General features: G+C 71.3%; 18 protein-coding genes and 1 pseudogene. 15 read left to right on the top strand and 4 right to left on the bottom strand.

What is annotated here, in order from left to right:
• The first annotated feature begins 165 nt into the window (after positions 1–165).
• The 5 genes from OOJ91_RS09330 to OOJ91_RS09350 all read left to right on the top strand — a co-directional run bounded on the left by OOJ91_RS09330 (position 166) and on the right by OOJ91_RS09350 (position 2843).
• Complete coding sequence (locus OOJ91_RS09330) at positions 166–966, top strand: helix-turn-helix domain-containing protein (protein WP_266244234.1); 801 nt, start codon at positions 166–168, stop codon at positions 964–966.
• The gene (locus OOJ91_RS09335; protein WP_266244235.1) at positions 960–1142 is read left to right on the top strand and encodes a DUF397 domain-containing protein; all 183 of its coding nucleotides are present in this window, start codon (positions 960–962) and stop codon (positions 1140–1142) included. Before OOJ91_RS09330 ends, OOJ91_RS09335 begins: the two co-directional genes overlap by 7 nt.
• 17 nt (positions 1143–1159) lie before the next feature.
• Complete coding sequence (locus OOJ91_RS09340; RefSeq protein ID WP_266244236.1) at positions 1160–1861, top strand: VOC family protein; 702 nt, start codon at positions 1160–1162, stop codon at positions 1859–1861.
• Between the two features lie 185 nt (positions 1862–2046).
• A complete protein-coding gene (locus OOJ91_RS09345) occupies positions 2047–2478 on the top strand; it encodes a hypothetical protein (RefSeq protein WP_266244237.1) in 432 nt (143 codons plus the stop codon).
• A gap of 47 nt (positions 2479–2525) precedes the next feature.
• Positions 2526–2843, top strand: coding sequence for a hypothetical protein (locus tag OOJ91_RS09350; protein WP_266244238.1), 318 nt, complete (start codon positions 2526–2528; stop codon positions 2841–2843).
• Between the two features lie 402 nt (positions 2844–3245).
• On the opposite strand, the gene OOJ91_RS09355 is transcribed toward OOJ91_RS09350, so the two are convergent.
• Positions 3246–3956: an HAD family hydrolase gene (locus tag OOJ91_RS09355; protein WP_266244239.1), complete on the bottom strand. Its 711-nt coding sequence runs from the start codon at positions 3954–3956 to the stop codon at positions 3246–3248.
• An 86-nt stretch (positions 3957–4042) separates the two neighbouring features.
• On the opposite strand from OOJ91_RS09355, the gene OOJ91_RS09360 reads away from it, so the two are divergent.
• The gene (locus tag OOJ91_RS09360) at positions 4043–4678 is read left to right on the top strand and encodes a hypothetical protein (protein WP_266244240.1); all 636 of its coding nucleotides are present in this window, start codon (positions 4043–4045) and stop codon (positions 4676–4678) included.
• An 11-nt stretch (positions 4679–4689) separates the two neighbouring features.
• On the opposite strand, the gene OOJ91_RS09365 is transcribed toward OOJ91_RS09360, so the two are convergent.
• On the bottom strand, positions 4690–5268 hold the full coding sequence (locus OOJ91_RS09365) for a TetR/AcrR family transcriptional regulator (protein ID WP_266244241.1): 579 nt from the start codon (positions 5266–5268) through the stop codon (positions 4690–4692).
• A 151-nt stretch (positions 5269–5419) separates the two neighbouring features.
• Between OOJ91_RS09365 and OOJ91_RS09370 the strand changes: the two genes are divergently transcribed.
• The 6 genes and pseudogenes from OOJ91_RS09370 to OOJ91_RS09395 all read left to right on the top strand — a co-directional run bounded on the left by OOJ91_RS09370 (position 5420) and on the right by OOJ91_RS09395 (position 10084).
• The gene (locus tag OOJ91_RS09370) at positions 5420–5959 is read left to right on the top strand and encodes an ArsR/SmtB family transcription factor (RefSeq protein ID WP_266244242.1); all 540 of its coding nucleotides are present in this window, start codon (positions 5420–5422) and stop codon (positions 5957–5959) included.
• Positions 5956–7236 (top strand): MFS transporter, encoded by a 1281-nt coding sequence (locus tag OOJ91_RS09375; protein WP_266244243.1) that lies wholly within the window; start codon positions 5956–5958, stop codon positions 7234–7236. Before OOJ91_RS09370 ends, OOJ91_RS09375 begins: the two co-directional genes overlap by 4 nt.
• Positions 7237–7284: 48 nt before the next feature.
• Entirely contained in the window at positions 7285–8052 is a 768-nt protein-coding gene (locus tag OOJ91_RS09380; RefSeq protein WP_266244244.1) for a GNAT family N-acetyltransferase, read from the top strand.
• 134 nt (positions 8053–8186) lie between these two features.
• Entirely contained in the window at positions 8187–9389 is a 1203-nt protein-coding gene (locus OOJ91_RS09385) for a low temperature requirement protein A (protein ID WP_266244245.1), read from the top strand.
• 15 nt (positions 9390–9404) lie between these two features.
• A pseudogene (locus OOJ91_RS09390) lies at positions 9405–9653 on the top strand (DUF4291 family protein); the annotation flags it as partial.
• Positions 9654–9691: 38 nt separating this feature from the next.
• The gene (locus tag OOJ91_RS09395) at positions 9692–10084 is read left to right on the top strand and encodes a hypothetical protein (protein ID WP_266244246.1); all 393 of its coding nucleotides are present in this window, start codon (positions 9692–9694) and stop codon (positions 10082–10084) included.
• Between the two features lie 21 nt (positions 10085–10105).
• On the opposite strand, the gene OOJ91_RS09400 is transcribed toward OOJ91_RS09395, so the two are convergent.
• Positions 10106–10573, bottom strand: a complete 468-nt coding sequence (locus OOJ91_RS09400; protein WP_266244247.1) for a hypothetical protein — start codon at positions 10571–10573, stop codon at positions 10106–10108.
• A 118-nt stretch (positions 10574–10691) separates the two neighbouring features.
• On the opposite strand from OOJ91_RS09400, the gene OOJ91_RS09405 reads away from it, so the two are divergent.
• Both OOJ91_RS09405 and OOJ91_RS09410 read left to right on the top strand, forming a co-directional pair.
• Positions 10692–11147 (top strand): MerR family transcriptional regulator, encoded by a 456-nt coding sequence (locus OOJ91_RS09405; RefSeq protein ID WP_266244248.1) that lies wholly within the window; start codon positions 10692–10694, stop codon positions 11145–11147.
• 18 nt (positions 11148–11165) lie between these two features.
• A complete protein-coding gene (locus tag OOJ91_RS09410; RefSeq protein WP_266244249.1) occupies positions 11166–12218 on the top strand; it encodes an NAD-dependent epimerase/dehydratase family protein in 1053 nt (350 codons plus the stop codon).
• A gap of 156 nt (positions 12219–12374) precedes the next feature.
• Here OOJ91_RS09410 and OOJ91_RS09415 read toward each other — a convergent pair whose 3' ends face one another.
• The gene (locus OOJ91_RS09415) at positions 12375–15083 is read right to left on the bottom strand and encodes an MGH1-like glycoside hydrolase domain-containing protein (RefSeq protein WP_266244250.1); all 2709 of its coding nucleotides are present in this window, start codon (positions 15081–15083) and stop codon (positions 12375–12377) included.
• A gap of 42 nt (positions 15084–15125) precedes the next feature.
• On the opposite strand from OOJ91_RS09415, the gene OOJ91_RS09420 reads away from it, so the two are divergent.
• The gene (locus OOJ91_RS09420; protein WP_266244251.1) at positions 15126–17069 is read left to right on the top strand and encodes an amylo-alpha-1,6-glucosidase; all 1944 of its coding nucleotides are present in this window, start codon (positions 15126–15128) and stop codon (positions 17067–17069) included.
• Positions 17070–17143: the final 74 nt, after the last annotated feature.

Genomic DNA, 17143 nt, shown 5'->3' on the forward strand with positions numbered 1-17143 from the left:
AGCCCGCCGCCGCCTGTCCGGCCACCAGCGAGCCCGCCACTGGTGACAGTTTGCGAGGACCCGACTACGGTCGATACATGCTCGCGCCATCCGCGCAGCTCAGCGGTCGGGTCGAGCGGCCACGAAGGACACGCCGGTTCAGGTTGGGCAGGGATTGGGGATTCGATGGGCAACGTCACCGACTACGTGTTGGAGGAGCTGCGGTTGTTCCGCACGGGGCTCGGGCTCAGTCAGGACGACTTCGGCCGGGGAATCGGCTATTCCGGCTCGCACGTCAGCTCGGTGGAGACCGGCGGGCGACCGCCCACGAAGGAGTACATGCGGGCGGTCGACGCCCACCACGAGACCAGCGGACGCTTCCAGCGCATGCTGGATCGGTTGGCCCGACTCGACGCCGAGCCGGCCTGGCTGCGCGAGTGGATCGAGTTCGAACGCGAGGCGACCACGCTGCGCTGGTTCGAGTTGGCGTACGTGCCGGGCCTGCTCCAGACCGAGCGGTACGCGCGGGCCACACTGGCCGGTGGCCGGTTCGACGCCGAGGACGTGGACCGCATCGTGGCCTCCCGGTTGGAGCGGCAGTCGATCCTGCACCGTCCGCGTCCGCCGCAGCTCATCGCCGTTCTGGACGAGGCGGTGCTGCGCCGGCCGGTGCTCGACCAGCCGGGCCTCATGGTCGAGCAGTGCGAGCACCTGGCGCAGTTGGCGACGGCGGAGCATGTCCAGGTGCACGTCGTGCCGGTGGACGCCGGGATGTATCTGGGGATGGGCGGTCAGTTCATCATCGCCGAGATGCCCGACGGTGAGCGAGTGACCTATGCGGACAACCAACTCACGGCGCAGATCGTCGATGCACCGCCCGACGTGGCTAAGCTGGCGAAGACGTGGGAGATCGTGCGCAGCGAGGCTCTCCCTCGTCGGCAGAGCATCGAGCTGATCGAGAGAGTGGCGAAGTCATGGACATGCTGACCCCTCAGTGGCGCAAGTCGACCAGGTCCGGCGGCAACGGCGGAGCCTGCGTCGAGGTCGCCGACAACCTGCCGCACGTGGTGCTGGTGCGCGACACCAAGGACCGCGAGGGCGGCACCCTGCGCGTCGACCCCACGGCCTGGAAGGCATTCGTCGCGTACGCCAAGCGACACTGATCGGGCATCCTGGGGGCGTGATCGCACGCTTCAAGGACCTCTGCCTGGACGCCTCGGACGCACGCCTGCTGGGCGCCTTCTGGGCCCGGATGCTCGACGGTGACGTGGCCGACGCCGGCGGCGACGACACACGCGTGGACCCCCGCTCCGCGCGTTCCGACGCCGAGTCGATCTGGGTCAACCAGGTGCCCGAGCCGCGGGTCGGCAAGACTCGCGTACACCTGGATCTGCGGTTGGGCGACGCGGACCCGGCGGCGTTGCTCGCGGCCGGCGCACGGTTGGTCCGGAAGCCGGCCGGTGCGGCCACCTGGTGGGTGCTTGCCGACCCGGAGGGCAACGAGTTCTGCGCTTTCCCGGCACACGAGGGCACGCGGCCGGGCCCGTTCGAGCTGGTCGTCGACTCGGCCGGCCCTGCCGCGCAGGCCACCTGGTGGGCCGGTGTGGTCGGTGGCGTGGTCGAGCACGGGCCGTCCACGGCGTCGGTGGTCGGCGCGGCCGGGTTCCCCTGGGAGCACTGGGTCTTCCCCGCGGTGCCCGAGCCCAGGACGGTCAAGAACCGGATGCACTGGGACGTCGAGATGGTCGCCCCCGAGCCGACCGCGTTGCTCGACGCGGGCGCGACGCTCGTACGCGAGCCGCGCGACGAGGCGCACTGGTGGGTGCTCGCCGACCCGGAGGGCAACGAGTTCTGCGCCTTTGCGCCACGCCCCACCGGGTGAACGACCGACTACCCAGCGCGGGTGGCGTCGGCTAGCGTTTCCGTAGCGCCGCAGCCGGCGCGTTCGCCGCCGACGTCGACACGCCTCCGGCCGGCCCAGCCTGCCCGATCGGTTGGTTATCGCGGGAATGTCCCACCGCCGCTGCACCGGTTCGGCAGGATCGTCCCAATGAGGGAGGTGCCGTCGTGCAGGACACCCGCGCTCTCGCCCTGACGTTCGAGGTGAGCGGCCTGCCACCGGTCAAGACCGAAGCGTTGTCCCTCTTCGCCGCCGGGCATCGGCAGGCGACGAGGGTCCGTACCCTGCTCCAGGCCGCCCTGGGCGCGGCCCAGCGCACCGGCTGGACGCCGTTGCCCGGGCCGATCGAGGTGGACCTGGTTCTGCGCTGCCCGCCCGGGCACCGTACGTCCGACGCCAGCACCCTGCTCGGCGGCGTCTGCGCGGTGTTGCAGGACAAGAAGCGCGTCTCCACCATCGGCCTGGCGCACCTCGGGGTCCTGGTGGACGTCGCTCTCTACGACGACGACAGGCAGATCCGCCGCTTGTCGTACCACGAGGAGCCGGCGGAGGACTTCTCGTACCAGGTTCGGGTTGCCGCCGTACCGACAGGCGTTTGACCGACGGCCGCGGTGGGGTATCGCGGACGCCGACGAAGGGAGCACCGATGTCGGAGCCACATGTCACGCTCGACCCGCGCGGGCTCGATCCCGTGCAGCAGAAGCTGCGCGGGCCGCTGGAGGACCAGCTGACCTCGGCTCTCCAGGCAGCCACCGACCGGATTCGGGCCGGCTACGCCGGTGAGCCTGTCGAGTCGGTGTGCCAGCGGCTGTTGGACGAGACCCGCTCCGGGTTGCATCCCGACATCGCCGCCGGGTTCAACCCGGACATGGACGAGTTCTGCCGGGTGGCGATATCGATCGTCCGCGGCGGGTCCGACGAGTCGGACGCCCGCCACACCGGCGACGGCCGGCACCGCGCTTAGGGGCCTGCACCGCGCTTCAGGGCCGGCACCGCGCTTCAGGGCCGGCACCGATCGCAGTGGCCGGGTCAGGACCGGGTCCGCAACTACCCGGTCCTGACCCCCGGCCGTCCGACGGGGGAGCGGACAGGCCGGCACCCACCACGCGCGTGGGCGTGGCACGACGCCACGCGGCTCGGCGGGGAGGTCCGGCCGCCCTGCACTCAGCTCCACGGTGCTCACCTGCCGGACGCCGGTGCGCCCCGGCACACCCCGAAAGGCCGTGAGCGCCGGCCCAGGTTAGGCCGATCGCGGAGGGCCGGACAAGCGTCGCCGGGCCGTCTGCGACGTGACTGATCTCAAGGGCGAAAAGCGGCATGTGCGCGTAACGAGACCATGATCGTCGACGCTGTTCGGGTTCGACGGTCAGAAGTGTCGGAGCAGGTCCCGGAAGGCGGCCAGGCGCAGCACGCCGCCGTCGGTCGGGTCCAACTCGTCGTCCTCCAGCACCCACGTGTTCTCGTTCGGAATGAACACCGCGTTCAGCCCGGCCGCCCGCGCCGGGAGGATGTCGGACTTCGGGGAGTTACCGATCATCCACGCGCTGGCCGGCTCGAACCCGTGCTCGCGGATGAGCCACCGGTAGGTGTCCACGTCCTTCTCGGCGACGATGTGCGCGGCCCGGAAGTGGTGCAGCAGGCCGCAGGCATCCAGCTTGCGCTGCTGTTCCTCCCGCTCGCCCTTGGTCAGCAGCAGCAGTTCGTGCCGGCCTGCCAACTCGTCGAGCGCCTCGGCGACACCGGGCATCAGCTCCACCCGGTGCTCCACGAGCGCCAGGGCCAGCCGGTCGATCTCCCGGCGCTCGGCGTCGGTGGCCGGCCGTTCACGCAGCCGCTCCAGGCACTCGGCGAGGCTGCGGAGGAAGACCTTGCTGCCGTACCCGTGCGCCACCGCGTTGGCCCGCTCGATGTCGTCGAGGATCGCCCGGGTCTCGGCCCGGTCCAGCGTGGGGTGGTCGAGCCAGGCCAGGAAGTCGTCGATCACCCGCTCGAAGACGACGTTGTTCTCCCACAACGTGTCGTCCGCGTCGAAGATCAGCACCTTCGCCTGCCGCCGCGCCGTCTCGCCGACAGTCATCTGTCCCTCCCCCGCACCGGCGATGCCCGAAGGCCGAGGGCCCAGAATAGGCGGGCGAGAGTCCGGGACCGTTCGAGGAGTACGCCATGTCCACGGTGAATCGAGTTGCCGGCGCGGTGCTGCTGGCGTGCGCCGGCGCGCTTGTGGCGTGCGGCAGCAGTCCCGACAAGGCGCCGGGCGCCCCGACCGGCACCGCGTCGCCGTCGGGCGCCGCGGCGAGCACGACCGCCGCGGCGGCGACGCCGAGCGCCGCGCCACCGGCGACCGACCCGCTGTTGTCCGGCAAGCGTGAGGTCTCGATGGTGCGGGTGCAGGGGTCCGGGAGCACGCTGGAACTCAGCGGCCGGCTCGAGGAGGGCGGCGACACAGGTGGCCGTGTCCTGTTCGTTCCGACGCCGATCGGCAACGGCCAGTACGTCATCAAGGCGTACGGCACGAAGGACGGGCACCCCGCCAACGACGATCCGTCCTGCTGGCAGGTCAACGGCCTGGACATCGAACCGGAGCTGACCATCGAGGCCGCCGTCTGCGACGAGGACAATCCGATCCAGCGGTTCACGATCACCCCCAAGGGCAAGGCGACGTACGCGATCGGCAGCGAGACCCGGTTCCTGCAGCACAAGGCGGGCAACGGCCTGATTCTCAAGGAGTTGGGCACTACCTCGCTGACCACGTTCCGGTTCGTCGACAAGGGCCCGGCCAACCGCGAGCCCCTCAACTGAGCCCGATGTGGTCACGGCCACCGCAGTAGCCGTCGTGCGATCAGCGCCTCCCGATCCTCCTGCCCCTCGGGTCGCAGTCGGCCACCCCGGGTGAGCATCACCACGCCGTGCAGCAGGCTCCAGCCCACCTCCGCGAGGGTGTCCGGGTCACGGCCCGCCGCCAGTGGGGTCAGCGCCGCCCGCAGCTCGGCGAAGACCGCCCGCGGCGCGGCCGGCACGCCGTCGACGCCGAGGGCGAGGTCGGGGGTCAGCGCGAGCATCGCGTCATAGACCTCGGGATTCGTGTACGCGAAGTCGAGGTACGCGGTGGCGACCGCCGGCCAGACGCCCTCGGGGCTGTCGACGGCCCGACTGTGCGCCTGCGCGAGAGCGGCGGCCAGGTCGGCGAAGGCGCACACGGCGACGGCGGCGAGCAACGCCTCCAGGTCCGCGAACTGCCGGTAGAGGTCGCCGACGTCGACCTCGGCTCGCTCGGCCAGCCGTCGGGTGGTCATCCCCGCCCAGCCCTCCGCCTCGGCCAGCTCTCGCGCGACCGTGACGATGAGGTCGCGCCGGTCCTGTTCAGTGGCCTTCTCTGCGGGTCCGGGCACGCCCACGAGCGTAGAGGCGAACACGTGCCGTGGTCATCGGCTGACGGATTGGTGACTGGCACGGCACCCCCGGACAGCCTGCACACACCTTTCACATCCCGCACCACGAAACCCCTTGCGCAATGGTCAAGAAACGTTGACCATTGCTCGCATGCCTACCGACGATCTCCCCGAGACGGTCCACGTCACCACCGACGAGCAGCTACGTGCCGTCTCCAATCTCACCCGTCACCGGATCATGGCCATGCTCCGCTTCGAGCCCGCGACGATCACGCAGATCGCCGAGCGGGTGGGCCTGGCGAAGGGAAGTTCCAGCTACCACGTACGCCTGCTGGAGCGGGCCGGCCTCATCACAGTGGTGCGGACGCGGAAGGTCCGGGGGGTCACCGAGCGGTACTACGCGATGGCCGCGCGGTCGATCGTGCTGCCGGATCCGGGCGAGGGAGGGCCGGACATGCTGATGCGGCATGCGGTGGCCGACCTGGAGGCGGCGCCGGCGCAGAGCGAGCGACACGTACGGATGGCCCACCTGCGGCTCACCGAGGAGCAGTTCGCGGAGCTGGGGGCGCGGCTACAGGCACTCGCGGACGAGTACCGGGAGCTGTCGGATCCGTCGCTGCCCGACGCGTCACTCGTCTTCGCGCTGTTCCACCCGGCCCGGCGCCAGCAGGCCGAAGGAGACGTCAAGTGACCGCAGACCAACAGAAGTTGCCGACCGGGTTCGGACGACTGTGGACCGCGCAGACGGTCTCCTCACTCGGCGACGGGGTGTCGCGTGCCGCGTTGCCACTGCTCGCGTTGACGTTGACGCGGGATCCGATGGCGCTCGCCGTCGTCGCGGCCGCGGGGACGCTGCCGTGGCTGCTCTTCGGAGTGCTCGGCGGTGCGCTCGTGGACCGCTGGGACCGTCGGCGCACGATGTGGATCACGGATGCCGCGCGTGCGGTGCTGCTCGGGATACCCGCGGCGGCGGCCCTGCTCGACGTGCTGAGCATTCCGCTGCTCGCGACCGTCGCCTTCCTGCTCGGCCTCGGCGGCCTCTTCTTCGACACGGCCGCCACTGCCTACCTGCCGGACCTGCTCGGCCGTCACCCCGCACTCCTGGAGCGCGCCAACTCCCGCCTGCGCGGCGCCCAGACCGCCATGTCCGGCTTCGCGGGGCCGCCCGCGGGCAGTGCCCTGCTCGCACTCGGACGGGCGGTGCCGCTGCTCGCCGACGCGGTGTCGTTCGCGCTCTCCGCACTGCTCGTACGGTCGCTGCCCGCCGTACCCCGGCCCGTGCCGCAGGTCCGTGAGTCGCTGCTGCGGCAGGCGCGGGCCGGCGCCTCGTACGTCTTCCGGGATCGGCTGCTGCTCGGCCTCGCGCTGCGTCCGGCGGTCGGGAACGTCGCCTTCCTCGCCGTGGAGACCGTCCTCGCCCTGTTCGCGCACGACCGCCTCGGCATCGACACCTACGGCTTCGGCCTGCTCCTCACCGCGGAGGCCACCGGCGGTCTGCTCGGCGCGGGAATCGCCTCTCAGCTCGGCCGACGACTCGGCACCGGCACCGCACTGACCTGCACAGCCGCCCTCGAAGGGCTCGCCATCCTCGGTCTGGCCGCCGCCCCGAACCCGTACGTCGCCGGTCTCGCGCTCGCCGTCTGCGGAGCGGGCATGGGCGCCACGATGGTGCTCGGCCCCTCCCTCCGACAGACGATCGTCCCCGCCCACCTGATGGGCCGGGTCGCCTCCACGTCCCGCATGCTCGCCATGTGCGCCGCCCCGCTCGGCGCCTTCCTCGGCGGCTGGCTGGCCACCGCCTACGACGTACGCGCCCCGCTCTACGCCGCCGCGGGCCTTCTTCTCGCCATGACCGCCGTCACGGCGACCATGACCAGCAACCGTCGGGTCGAGGCGGCGCTCCGGCGGTCTTCCGAGCCGGAGAGTCCGGCGGAGGACAGCCACACCGACGTACTGACCTCTGTCTGATCGACGCACCCACCCGCGCCGACCTCTCGACTGCCGGAAAGGCACCAGATGCTCTACTCGACCGCACGCCTGAGCACCGACCGCCCCCGCCGCCACATCACGCAACTCGTCTCCCACCTGGGGCACGAGGCGTCCACCGAACTCGACGAGGAACGCTTGTCCATCACGTTCGGTGGCGGCACCTGCCTGCTCGTGGCGTCGGCGACCCACTTCGACATGATCGTCAAAGGCGGCGGGGCTGACGCCGTCGCCGCGGTGGAGGACACCATCACCCGCCACCTGCTGCGATTCGTGACCGGGGACGAGCGCACCGTTGACTGGCGGCCCCTGGTGCGGCCCGCCACAAGCGACGACGACGGCGCGCTCCGCACCCTCGACCGTGCGGCGTGGACCGCCGGATCGGGGCTCCCCTCCACCCTGAGCGAGGAGCGAACGGCGTACTTCACGGAACGACGCAGGCCCGAAACCCACCTGGTCGCCGCTCTCGGCGGCCAGATCGTCGGCGCCGTGAGCACCCACCCGACGACCCCCTTCCCGGAAGGGGCTCACGTCTTCGGCCTGTGGAACCTGGTGGTGGCCGAGGAGGCCCGCCGCAGGAACATCGCCTCGGCCCTGCTCTCGGCCGCCGAACGCCGCGCCGGCGCACATGGCGCGAAGAAGGTGGGCCTGCGCGTCCTGGCGACCAACACCGGCGCGGTACGCCTCTACGAACGGCACGGTTACGCCGTCGAAGGCCGACACGTCGACGAGTTCCTGATCGACGGCGCCTACGTCGACGACATCAGCATGGGCAAGCGCCTGACGCCGCTCTCCTGACGGACGTCGCCGCCGAAGCCCGCGCCCCGTAGCTGCCTCCGCGTGCCACAGCCGATCCCTCGCTCGTTAGGCGAGGAGATCACCACGACGGGAGGGCACGTGGCCGTTGGGCGGCACCCGCCCGTGGCGGGCCGATGAGCGGGAAGCCTGGCGTGCCGCTGGTGCGCGGCGAGGCCAGCCTCCAGCGGGCCACCTTCCTGGAGCTCTTCCTCGACCTGGTCTTCGTCTTCGCCCTCACCCGGATCTCGGCACGGGTGATCGCCGACTTCACCGACGGCCAGCGCGGGGTGCTCGCGGGTCTCGGTCAGGCCCTCCTGCTGTTCCTGGCCCTGTGGGCAGTCTGGTCGCTCACCGTCTGGTCGACCAGTTGGCTGGACCCGGAGGCGCCGATAGTCCAGACCGTGATCGTCCTGACGATGATCGGTGCCATGACGATGGCAGTCGCGGTGCCCGACGCCTTCGGCGCGCGGGCCGCCCTCTTCGCCATCACCTACGTGAGCCTCCAGATCGGCCGCGTGGTCTACTTCCACGTCGCCGGGCGCGGCCGACCGGATCCGCGCCAGACCCTCCGGGTCCTGCTCTGGTTCGGAGTGAGCGCGCCGCTCTGGATCATCGGCGGGCTGGCCGACGACGGCACGGTCCGCGGACCGCTGTGGACCATCGCCGTCCTGGTCGACTACACCGGGCTGTACCTCGGATGGCCGACCCCCCGCATCGGCGCACAACGGATCGGCGGCCGGATGATCGCGGCCGAGCACCTGGCCGAGCGGTACCAGCAGTTCCTCCTCATCGCGATCGGGGAGGCGATCTTCGTGCTCGGGCTGGCGTTCAGCGGCAGCGGGTTCCACGCCGACCAGACGGGCGGCTACGTCCTGGCGCTGGCGACCACCGTGCTGCTGTGGCGGATCTACTTCCATGTCGCGGGCCGGGTGCAGGACGCCGCCGTCAGTCACTCCCACAACGCTCCCCGGCTCGCCACCGAGATGGCGTTCGCTCACCTGGTCATGATCGCGGGGATCGTGCTGACAGGCGTCGGCTTCGAACTGTTCATCGCCGAGCCACGCGGGCCCCTCCGGGCAGCCTGGCTCATCGCCATACTCGGCGGCCCCGTGCTCTTCCTCGCCGGACGGTCGGCCCTCGAATACCAGGTGTTCGCACGGGTCTCCCGCTCCCGGCTGGCGGGTCTGCTGGCCCTCGGTCTGCTGGTGCCGGTGACGATCCGCCTCGAACCGCTCAGCGCCGCGGCCGCAGCCGCCGTCGTGCTGGCTGCCGTCGCCGTCGGGGACGCGCGCCGCTCCCACGGCCGGCTGGCGGAGACACCCCGGCCCCCGTTCTAGCTCCGTCCGGCGGCTCAGCGAGGCGCGCTGCCCTACCGCTCGCTACAGGTCGGGCTGTCCGGCGAGGCTGTCGACCGGTACGTCGACGACTGGATCGTCGCGGTCAGCGACATCACCCCCACTGTTCACCGCATCCACGAACTGCTCGTCGTCAACGACGAACCAGCGGCGGCGGCGCTGCTCCCCGCCGAGGGGGTCTACCCACTGCCGGCGGGGATCGGCGCCCGGGTGGACGCCAGCCAGGACGCCGGCGCGGAGACCTGAGCCGCATAGCTTCGATCTTGCCCCGCTACCCTGGCGTCATGACGTTGGAGGCCGCGCCGAGGAGACGCCGGGCGAAGCGCGTCCTCGTGGCCGTCTCCGTCACGGTGGGTCTGCTGTCGTGCCTGTGGGTTCTGTGGTTCCTGTCGCTGCGGGCATTCGGCGACGAGGGAGCCCTGCCGCCGAAGTCGCGACTGCCCGAGGTGCCGGCCGGGGCGAGCGTCGTCGACGAAGGCACGGAGTGCGCCTCCGGTGGTTGCTGGCGGCAGATCACCGTGGCGCCCGCGGCCGGGCAGACCCCGGAGGACCTGGCACGCGAGATGGGCCTCACCGAGGAGCGGACGTTGCCTCCGAAAGTGTTCGACCCCGGGTCCGTCTACGTGGGGGCCCGCGTCGCCGAGGGCAAGCTGGTCGTGCACGTCGGCTACGAGTGAGAACCCGGGCTCCCGGAGGGCTCAGGGGTCGGACAGCGTCTTGATGCCGTGTTGCTCGAGCAACGCAGGCAGCGGGTCCGCGAGGCGCCGACGACGGGGGCGCCAGATGCGTCCCACTGTGGTCGGCGTGTTCGGTCCCGGCACGTCGTAGGGACCGCCTCGGGGGTAGACCGTCAGGGTGCTCCCCCACAGCCCCGCATCCACCCAGCCCAGGCGCACGATCTCGGCCCAGGCGTACGAGCGTCCCAGGCCGCCGCTGCCACGGACCAGCAGCCCCACATCATCGGCGAGCACCGCGTTTCGCCGGGCGATGACGGCGACGATTATCGAAGCGGCGGCAGCCGCCAGAATGTTCCAGCCGAACAGGTCGAAGACCACCCCGACGACGATCACCACGACCAGGACCGCGACGGGTATCGCGATGGCGGGCCAGGCCCGGGACTCGCCGAGGACACGCACCTCACCCACCGGCCGCACCGACTCACCCACAGCCGTTCACGATAGTGAATGAGTCACACATTCTCGCCCCCGAGCTGGTGGGTGTCTGACGCGTACGTCGCGTCACATCGTTTGACTTGAAGCGCTTGAAGTTGGGGACGCTTCACCCATGGCAGCGACGACGGCGGGGCGCACCGGATTTCCCCTGACCATCCAGGAGATGGCCCAGCGGTCGGGCTTCAGCGAACCAACGCTGCGGTACTACGAGAAAGTCGGCCTGCTCGGCGTGGTGCCACGCGACGACAGCAGCGGCCACCGCCGCTACGACACAGGACTCGCCGAGCGCGTCGACGCCCTGGCCTGCCTGCGATCGTCCGGGATGAGCGTGGCGGACATGCGCCGGTACCTGACGTTGCTCGCCGAGGGCGACCGCGAGGCGGCCGCCGCGCAGCGCGACCTGTTCGCCCGGCACGCCGAACGGCTCTCCGCCGAGATCGAGCGCCTCCGGGTACGCCAGGCGTACATGCGTGGCAAGGCGGACATGTGGGACGCCCGACACCGAGGTGACGCCGCTGCCGAGACCCGCGCGATCGAGCAGGTCGAGCGCGCTCTTCAGGATTTCTGAGAAACGGAGGAACAAATCATGTCGAACGACATTCAGCTCCGCGCCACCGACGACCCGCTCGTCCTGGTGACAGGTGCCACCGGGCACGTCGGCGGGTACTCCGTCGCACGACTGCTCGACGAGGGCTACCGGGTACGGGTGACAGTCCGCGAGCCGAGCCAGCAGGACGAGGTGCTCGACCGGGTCCGGCAGACCGGCGCCAACCCGGACGGCCGCGTCGAGTTCCGGAGCGCGGCCCTCTCCGCCGACGAGGGCTGGGCCGAGGCGGTCGGGGGGGCGCGGTACGTGCTGCACCACGCGTCGCCCTTCCCGTTCACCCCGCCCGAGAACGACGACGAGGTGATCCGCCCGGCCCGCGACGGAGCGCTGCGGGTCCTGCGGGCCGCCCGCGAGGCCGGGGCACGGCGGGTCGTGCTGACCTCGTCGTACGCCGCGGTGGGCTACACGGTGAAGCCCGACGGCCGGTACAGCGAGGCGGACTGGACGAACGTGGACGACGACATCCCGGCGTACCACCGGTCGAAGACGCTCGCCGAGCGGGCCGCCTGGGACTACGTCCGGGACAACGGCGGGCTCGAGCTGAGCGTGGTCAACCCGACAGGCATCTTCGGGCCGCTGCTCGGCGCACGGATGTCCGCGTCGACAGGGCTGGTGCAGGCGTTCCTTGAGGGCTCGATGCCTGTCGTACCCCGGATGTACTTCGGGGTTGTCGACGTCCGCGACGTCGTCGACCTGCACCTACGCGCGATGCTGCACCCGGCCGCCGCCGGCGAACGGTTCATCGGCGTCGGCGGCCCGTCGATCAGCTTCCTCGACATGGCGGGAATGCTGGCGCGGCACCTGCCCAGCCTGGCCGACAAGGTGCCGGCCCGGGAACTCACCGCAGAGGAGGTCCGCGAGGCCGCGAAGACCGAGCCGGCGCTACGCGACGCGGCCGCCCTGCGGGGCCAGGTGCCGGTGATCAGCAACGACAAGGCGCGCAATGTCCTCGGCTGGCAGCCCCGTCCGGTGGAGACGACCATCACCGACACCGCCGACAGCCTGATCAAACTCGGCCTGATCACCGCCTGACCGACGGTCCGCGCCCCCGCGGATCGCCCCGCTGTTGCCCGCAAGATCCGCGGAGTTTCGGTGATGTTGCTGCCTCCAGCGGCACTGAGGCAGCAACATCAGGAATATTGCGCGGATCTTGCGGACCGGCGCGGACCAGCGCGGGCGCGCGACCCGTCAGCGGCGCAGGGTCAGGATCAGGTCGGCGATCAGGGCCGTCCAGCCGGTCTGGTGCCAGGCGCCCAGACCGGCGCCGTTGTCGCCGTGGAAGTACTCCGGGAAGGCCACCAGGTCGCGCCAGTCGGGGTGGGTCTGGAAGAGCCGGCACGCGCCGTAGATCGGTCGGCGACCCCAGTCGTCCTGGGTGAAGAGCGAGATCAGCCGGGCCGACAGGTCGTCGGCGATCTCGTCCAGCGAGCGCTTCACCCCGGAGCGGGTCGGATACTCCACCTGCAGGTCGTCGCCGAAGAACGCCGCGTAGTCGCGCAGCGCGCTGATCAGCAGGAAGTTCGTCGGCATCCAGATCGGCCCGCGCCAGTTCGAGTTGCCGCCGAACAGGCCGCTCGTCGACTCGGCCGGTTCGTAGCCGACGGAGAACTCCTGCCCGCCGAGCGTGACCGAGAACGGCTTGTCCAGGTGCGCGCGGGACAGCGTCCGCAGGCCGAAGTCGGAGAGGAACTCGTCGGGGTCGAGCATCCGGGCGAGCAGCCGGACCACCTGCTCCTGGCCGACCATTGACAGCAGCCGCTGCTGGCGGCCGTCCGGCCCGAGCCGGCGGGTGCCGATCACCTGGGCGTACTCCGGGCGGTTGGTGAGGAACCAGCGCAGCCGGGCGCCCAGCTCCGGCAACCGGTGCAGGGTTTTGGCGGTGAGGCGGGTGGTGGCGGCCAGCGGCAGCAGCCCGACCACCGAACGGACCTTCAGTGGCACCTTCGTGCCGTCGGCGAGGCGCAGCACGTCGTAGAAGAAGGCGTCCTCGTCGTCCCACAGCCCCTGCTCGTACGCGGCGGCGGCGATGTAGAGGAAGTGCTCGAAGAACTTCGTGGCGGTGTCCACCCACGTCCGGTCGTGCTCGGCCAGCACGATGGCCATGTCCAGCAGGTTGAGGGCGTACATGGCCATCCAGCCGGTGCCGTCGGACTGCTCCAGCACGCCTGCCACCGGAAGCGCCGCCGAGCGGTCGAACGGCCCGACGTTGTCCAGCCCGAGGAAGCCGCCCTCGAAGACGTTGTTGCCACCGGTGTCCTTGCGGTTGACCCACCAGGTGAAGTTGAGCAACAGCTTGTGCATCACCCGGCCCAGGAACTCGAAGTCCCGGCCGCCGTCGATCTCGAACACCTTGAGCGCCGCCCACGCGTGCACAGGCGGGTTCACGTCGCCGAACGCCCACTCGTACGCCGGGATCTGCCCGTTGGGGTGCAGGTACCACTCGCGCAGCAGGAGCAGGATCTGCTCCTTGGCGAAGCCCGGATCGACCCGGGCGATGCTCACGCAGTGGAAGGCCAGGTCCCAGGCCGCGTACCAGGGGTACTCCCACGGGTCGGGCATGGAGATGACGTCGAAGCTGGTCATGTGCCACCAGGCGCTGTTGCGCCCGTGCCGACGCCCGGTCGGCGGGGGCGACGAGCCCGGGTCACCGTCCAGCCAGCGCTTGACGTCGAAGTGGTAGAACTGTTTGCCCCACATCAGCCCGGCGATGGCCTGCCGCGCCACCAGCGCCTCGTCCGCCGTCGCGGCCTCCGGGATCACGCCGGCGAAGAAGCGGTTCGCCTCGGCCCGCCGTGCCCACACCACTGCCTCGAAGCCGTCGCGGAGGTCGGCCGGGGGCGGCGGGGCGGCGGCCGGCGGGGACGCGGTACGGGTCAGCCGCAGCCGGATCTGGCGCTGCCCGCCGGCCGGCACGTCGAGCACGTAGTGCAACGCGCCCTTGGTGCCCTCGCGGGCCGGGTTGACCGTGGCCGCGCCGTTGACCACGTGGTCGTTGATGCCGTCCTTCGGGTACGGGGAGCGGCCGGGCAGCCCCCAGAGCCGTTCGGCGTTCGTGTCGTTGTCGCAGAGCAGCGGCACCGGGCCGCCGTCGCCCTCCAGCAGCAGTTGGCCGAGCACCCGGTGCTCACCGACCAGCCGGGTGCCCTCCCCGGTCAGCCGGGGGATCCGGTCGCCACCGGGCAGCCCCCAGGCCCACGTGTTGCGAAACCACAGGGTGGGCAGCACGTGCAGGGTCGCCGTCCGGTCGCCCCGGTTGGCAACTGTCACCACGATGCACAGGTCGGTAGGTGACGCCTTGGCGTAGTCGACGGTCACCGCCCAGTACCTGTCGTCGTCGAAGACTCCGGTGTCCACCAGCTCGTACTCGGTGTCGTCCCGGCCGCGCAGCGCGTTCACCGCGACGAGCTCGTCGTACGGGAAGGCTGCCTGCGGGTAGTGGTACCGCCAGCGCATCCAGGAGTGGGTGGGCGTGGAGTCCTCGTACCACCAGTACTCCTTGGCGTCCTCCCCGTGGTTGCCGCTGTCGCCACCGAGCCCGAACATCCGCTCCTTGAGGATGGGGTCCCTGCCGTTCCACAGCGACAGGGCGAAGGCGAAGGTCTGCCGGTCGTCGCAGACGCCTGCCATCCCGTCTTCGTTCCAACGGTAGGCTCTGGACCGCGCATGGTCGTGTGGGAAGTAGTCCCACGCCGTACCGTGCTCGCTGTAGTCCTCCCGTACCGTCCCCCACGCCCGTTCGGACAGATAGGGACCCCATGCGCGCCAGTCCTGCTCCCCCGAGTCGGCCTGGGCGAGCCGGAGCCGCTCAGCGTCGGGTGGCGAGGCGTCGGAGGACGAGCGGTCATTGATCACGTGCACATCTTTGACGCCGCCGCGGTGCTTGACCACAGCGGCCATTCTCGTCGTGGCGTGTTACACCTCGGCGGCGGTGGAGGAAAGTTGATCGACATTAACTTCGGCCCGCAGGTCTGCGGCGATCTGACCAGCGCGTCCAGCCGGGAGTGGCTGGTGCCCGACGGCCTCGGCGGGTACGCGATGGGCACCGTTGGCGGACTGCGGACCCGCCGTTACCACGGTCTGCTGGTGGTGCCGGGCGAAACTCCCGCGTCCCGCCAGGTGGGACTCGTAAGCCTCGACCCGACTGTCACCCTGCCGTCCGGCGCGCGGGTCCGGCTCGGCGCCCACGAGTGGTCCTCCGGCGACGTCGACCCGCGTGGCTTCGAGCTGCTGGAACGTTTCGAGCTGGTCGACGGACTGCCCCGGTGGCGGTGGCGGATCGGCGCGGTCGTGATCGAGCGGGAGCTGGCCATGCTGCCCGGCCGCTCCTGCGTGGCGGTCGTCCACCGGCTGGTCGCCGGCGGTCCGGTCCGCCTGGAGCTGTCTGCCGCGTGCACCTGGCGCGACGCGCACGGCGAGCGACGGGCCGACGGCCCGACGCCGCAGGTCGAGGCGGTCGCCGACGGCGCGGTGGTCGAGGGCGCGTACCGGCTCGCCGGGCCCGGCTGGGCGCCGGAGGGGCAGTGGTGGCTGGGCGTGCACCACCGCGAGGAGGCCGTCCGGGGTCTGCACCCGGACGAGGACGTCTGGTACGCGGGCCGCTTCGCCGGCGAGCTGGAACGCCCCGGCGACACGGTGTCGGTGCGGGCCTGGGCGGGTCGGCTGGACGAGGAGCCGCCGCCGGCCGCCGAGGTCGTGGCGACGGCCCGGCGACGCAACCGGCAGGTGGTGGCCGCGGCGAAGCCCGCCGACGAGGTGGACGCGACGCTCGCGCTGGCCGCCGACGCGTTCGTGGTCCGTCCCGGCGGCGCGGCCGTCGACGTGGTGGCCGGCTACCCGTGGTTCGGCGCCTGGTCGCGGGACACGATGATCTCGTACGAGGGGCTGTTCCTCTGCACCGGCCGGGCCGCCGAGGGGCGCGAGCTGCTGCGGGCGTACGCGGCGACGCTGTCCGAGGGGATGCTCGCGAACACGGCCGACACCGGCCGGGTGGAGTACAACACAGTCGACGGCACGCTGTGGTTCCTGCACGCGGTGAGCCGGCACGTAACGGTCACCGGCGACACCGATCTCGGCGACGACCTGCTGCCGGCGCTGCGCACGGTCGTCGACGCGCACGTGGCCGGCACCCGGTACGGGATCGCCGTCGACCCGGCCGACGGGCTGCTCGCCCAGGGTGCCCCGGGCGCCGCCCTCACCTGGATGGACGCCCGCGTGTACGGGGTGCCCGTCACCCCACGCACGGGCAAGCCGGTCGAGGTGAACGCGTTGTGGATCAATGGGCTGGCCGGTCTCGCCGAGCTGACCGAGCTGGCCGGCCAGGACGCGGCCGAGCTGTGGCGGCGGCACGCACGAGCGACAGCGTCGTTCCGGGACCGCTACCCGGCCCCGACCGGCTGGCTGCACGACGTGCTGGACGCGCCCGCGCCGGCGTACCCGCTGGGTGGGGCGGCCCTGCACGACGACGACGCGCTGCGCCCCAACCAGTTGCTGGCCTGGTCGTTGCCGTTCGCGCCGTTGGAGCCGGACGAGCCGACGTTGCGCCGGATCGCGACCGGGCTGCTCACTCCGCTCGGGCCGCGCAGTCTCGCAGCGGATTCGGCGGAGTTCGTCGCTCGGCACCGGGGCGGCCCGGCCGAGCGGGACGGCGGCTACCACCAGGGCACGGTGTGGCCGTGGCTGCTGGGGCCGTACGTGGACGCCTGCCGCCGGGGCAAGATGTCGGTCGATGACGTATTGATCGGCATAGAGTCCCATCTGACCGAATATGGGCTAGGATCGGTAAGTGAGACGGCCGACGGCGTCGCGCCGCACTCCGCGACCGGCTGCCCGTTCCAGGCGTGGTCGGTGGCCGAGCTGCTGCGGGTGCGCCGAAAAGGCCAGTAGCGCTTTACACGACCGCAACGGCGGTGTCTCCGCTGGTTATCTCGGCCCCGGCAGGATTGGCCCCGATCCAGACG

The organism is Micromonospora lupini (assembly GCF_026342015.1).
GTDB lineage: Bacteria > Actinomycetota > Actinomycetes > Mycobacteriales > Micromonosporaceae > Micromonospora > Micromonospora lupini_B.

Coding starts and splice junctions, on each gene's coding strand:
- OOJ91_RS09330 (WP_266244234.1), top strand. CDS start 166: ATGGGCAACGTCACCGACTACGTGTTGGAGGAGCTGCGGTTGTTCCGC.
- OOJ91_RS09335 (WP_266244235.1), top strand. CDS start 960: ATGCTGACCCCTCAGTGGCGCAAGTCGACCAGGTCCGGCGGCAACGGC.
- OOJ91_RS09350 (WP_266244238.1), top strand. CDS start 2,526: ATGTCGGAGCCACATGTCACGCTCGACCCGCGCGGGCTCGATCCCGTG.
- OOJ91_RS09355 (WP_266244239.1), bottom strand. CDS start 3,956: ATGACTGTCGGCGAGACGGCGCGGCGGCAGGCGAAGGTGCTGATCTTC.
- OOJ91_RS09360 (WP_266244240.1), top strand. CDS start 4,043: ATGTCCACGGTGAATCGAGTTGCCGGCGCGGTGCTGCTGGCGTGCGCC.
- OOJ91_RS09370 (WP_266244242.1), top strand. CDS start 5,420: ATGCCTACCGACGATCTCCCCGAGACGGTCCACGTCACCACCGACGAG.
- OOJ91_RS09380 (WP_266244244.1), top strand. CDS start 7,285: ATGCTCTACTCGACCGCACGCCTGAGCACCGACCGCCCCCGCCGCCAC.
- OOJ91_RS09385 (WP_266244245.1), top strand. CDS start 8,187: ATGAGCGGGAAGCCTGGCGTGCCGCTGGTGCGCGGCGAGGCCAGCCTC.
- OOJ91_RS09395 (WP_266244246.1), top strand. CDS start 9,692: ATGACGTTGGAGGCCGCGCCGAGGAGACGCCGGGCGAAGCGCGTCCTC.
- OOJ91_RS09405 (WP_266244248.1), top strand. CDS start 10,692: ATGGCAGCGACGACGGCGGGGCGCACCGGATTTCCCCTGACCATCCAG.
- OOJ91_RS09410 (WP_266244249.1), top strand. CDS start 11,166: ATGTCGAACGACATTCAGCTCCGCGCCACCGACGACCCGCTCGTCCTG.
- OOJ91_RS09415 (WP_266244250.1), bottom strand. CDS start 15,083: ATGGCCGCTGTGGTCAAGCACCGCGGCGGCGTCAAAGATGTGCACGTG.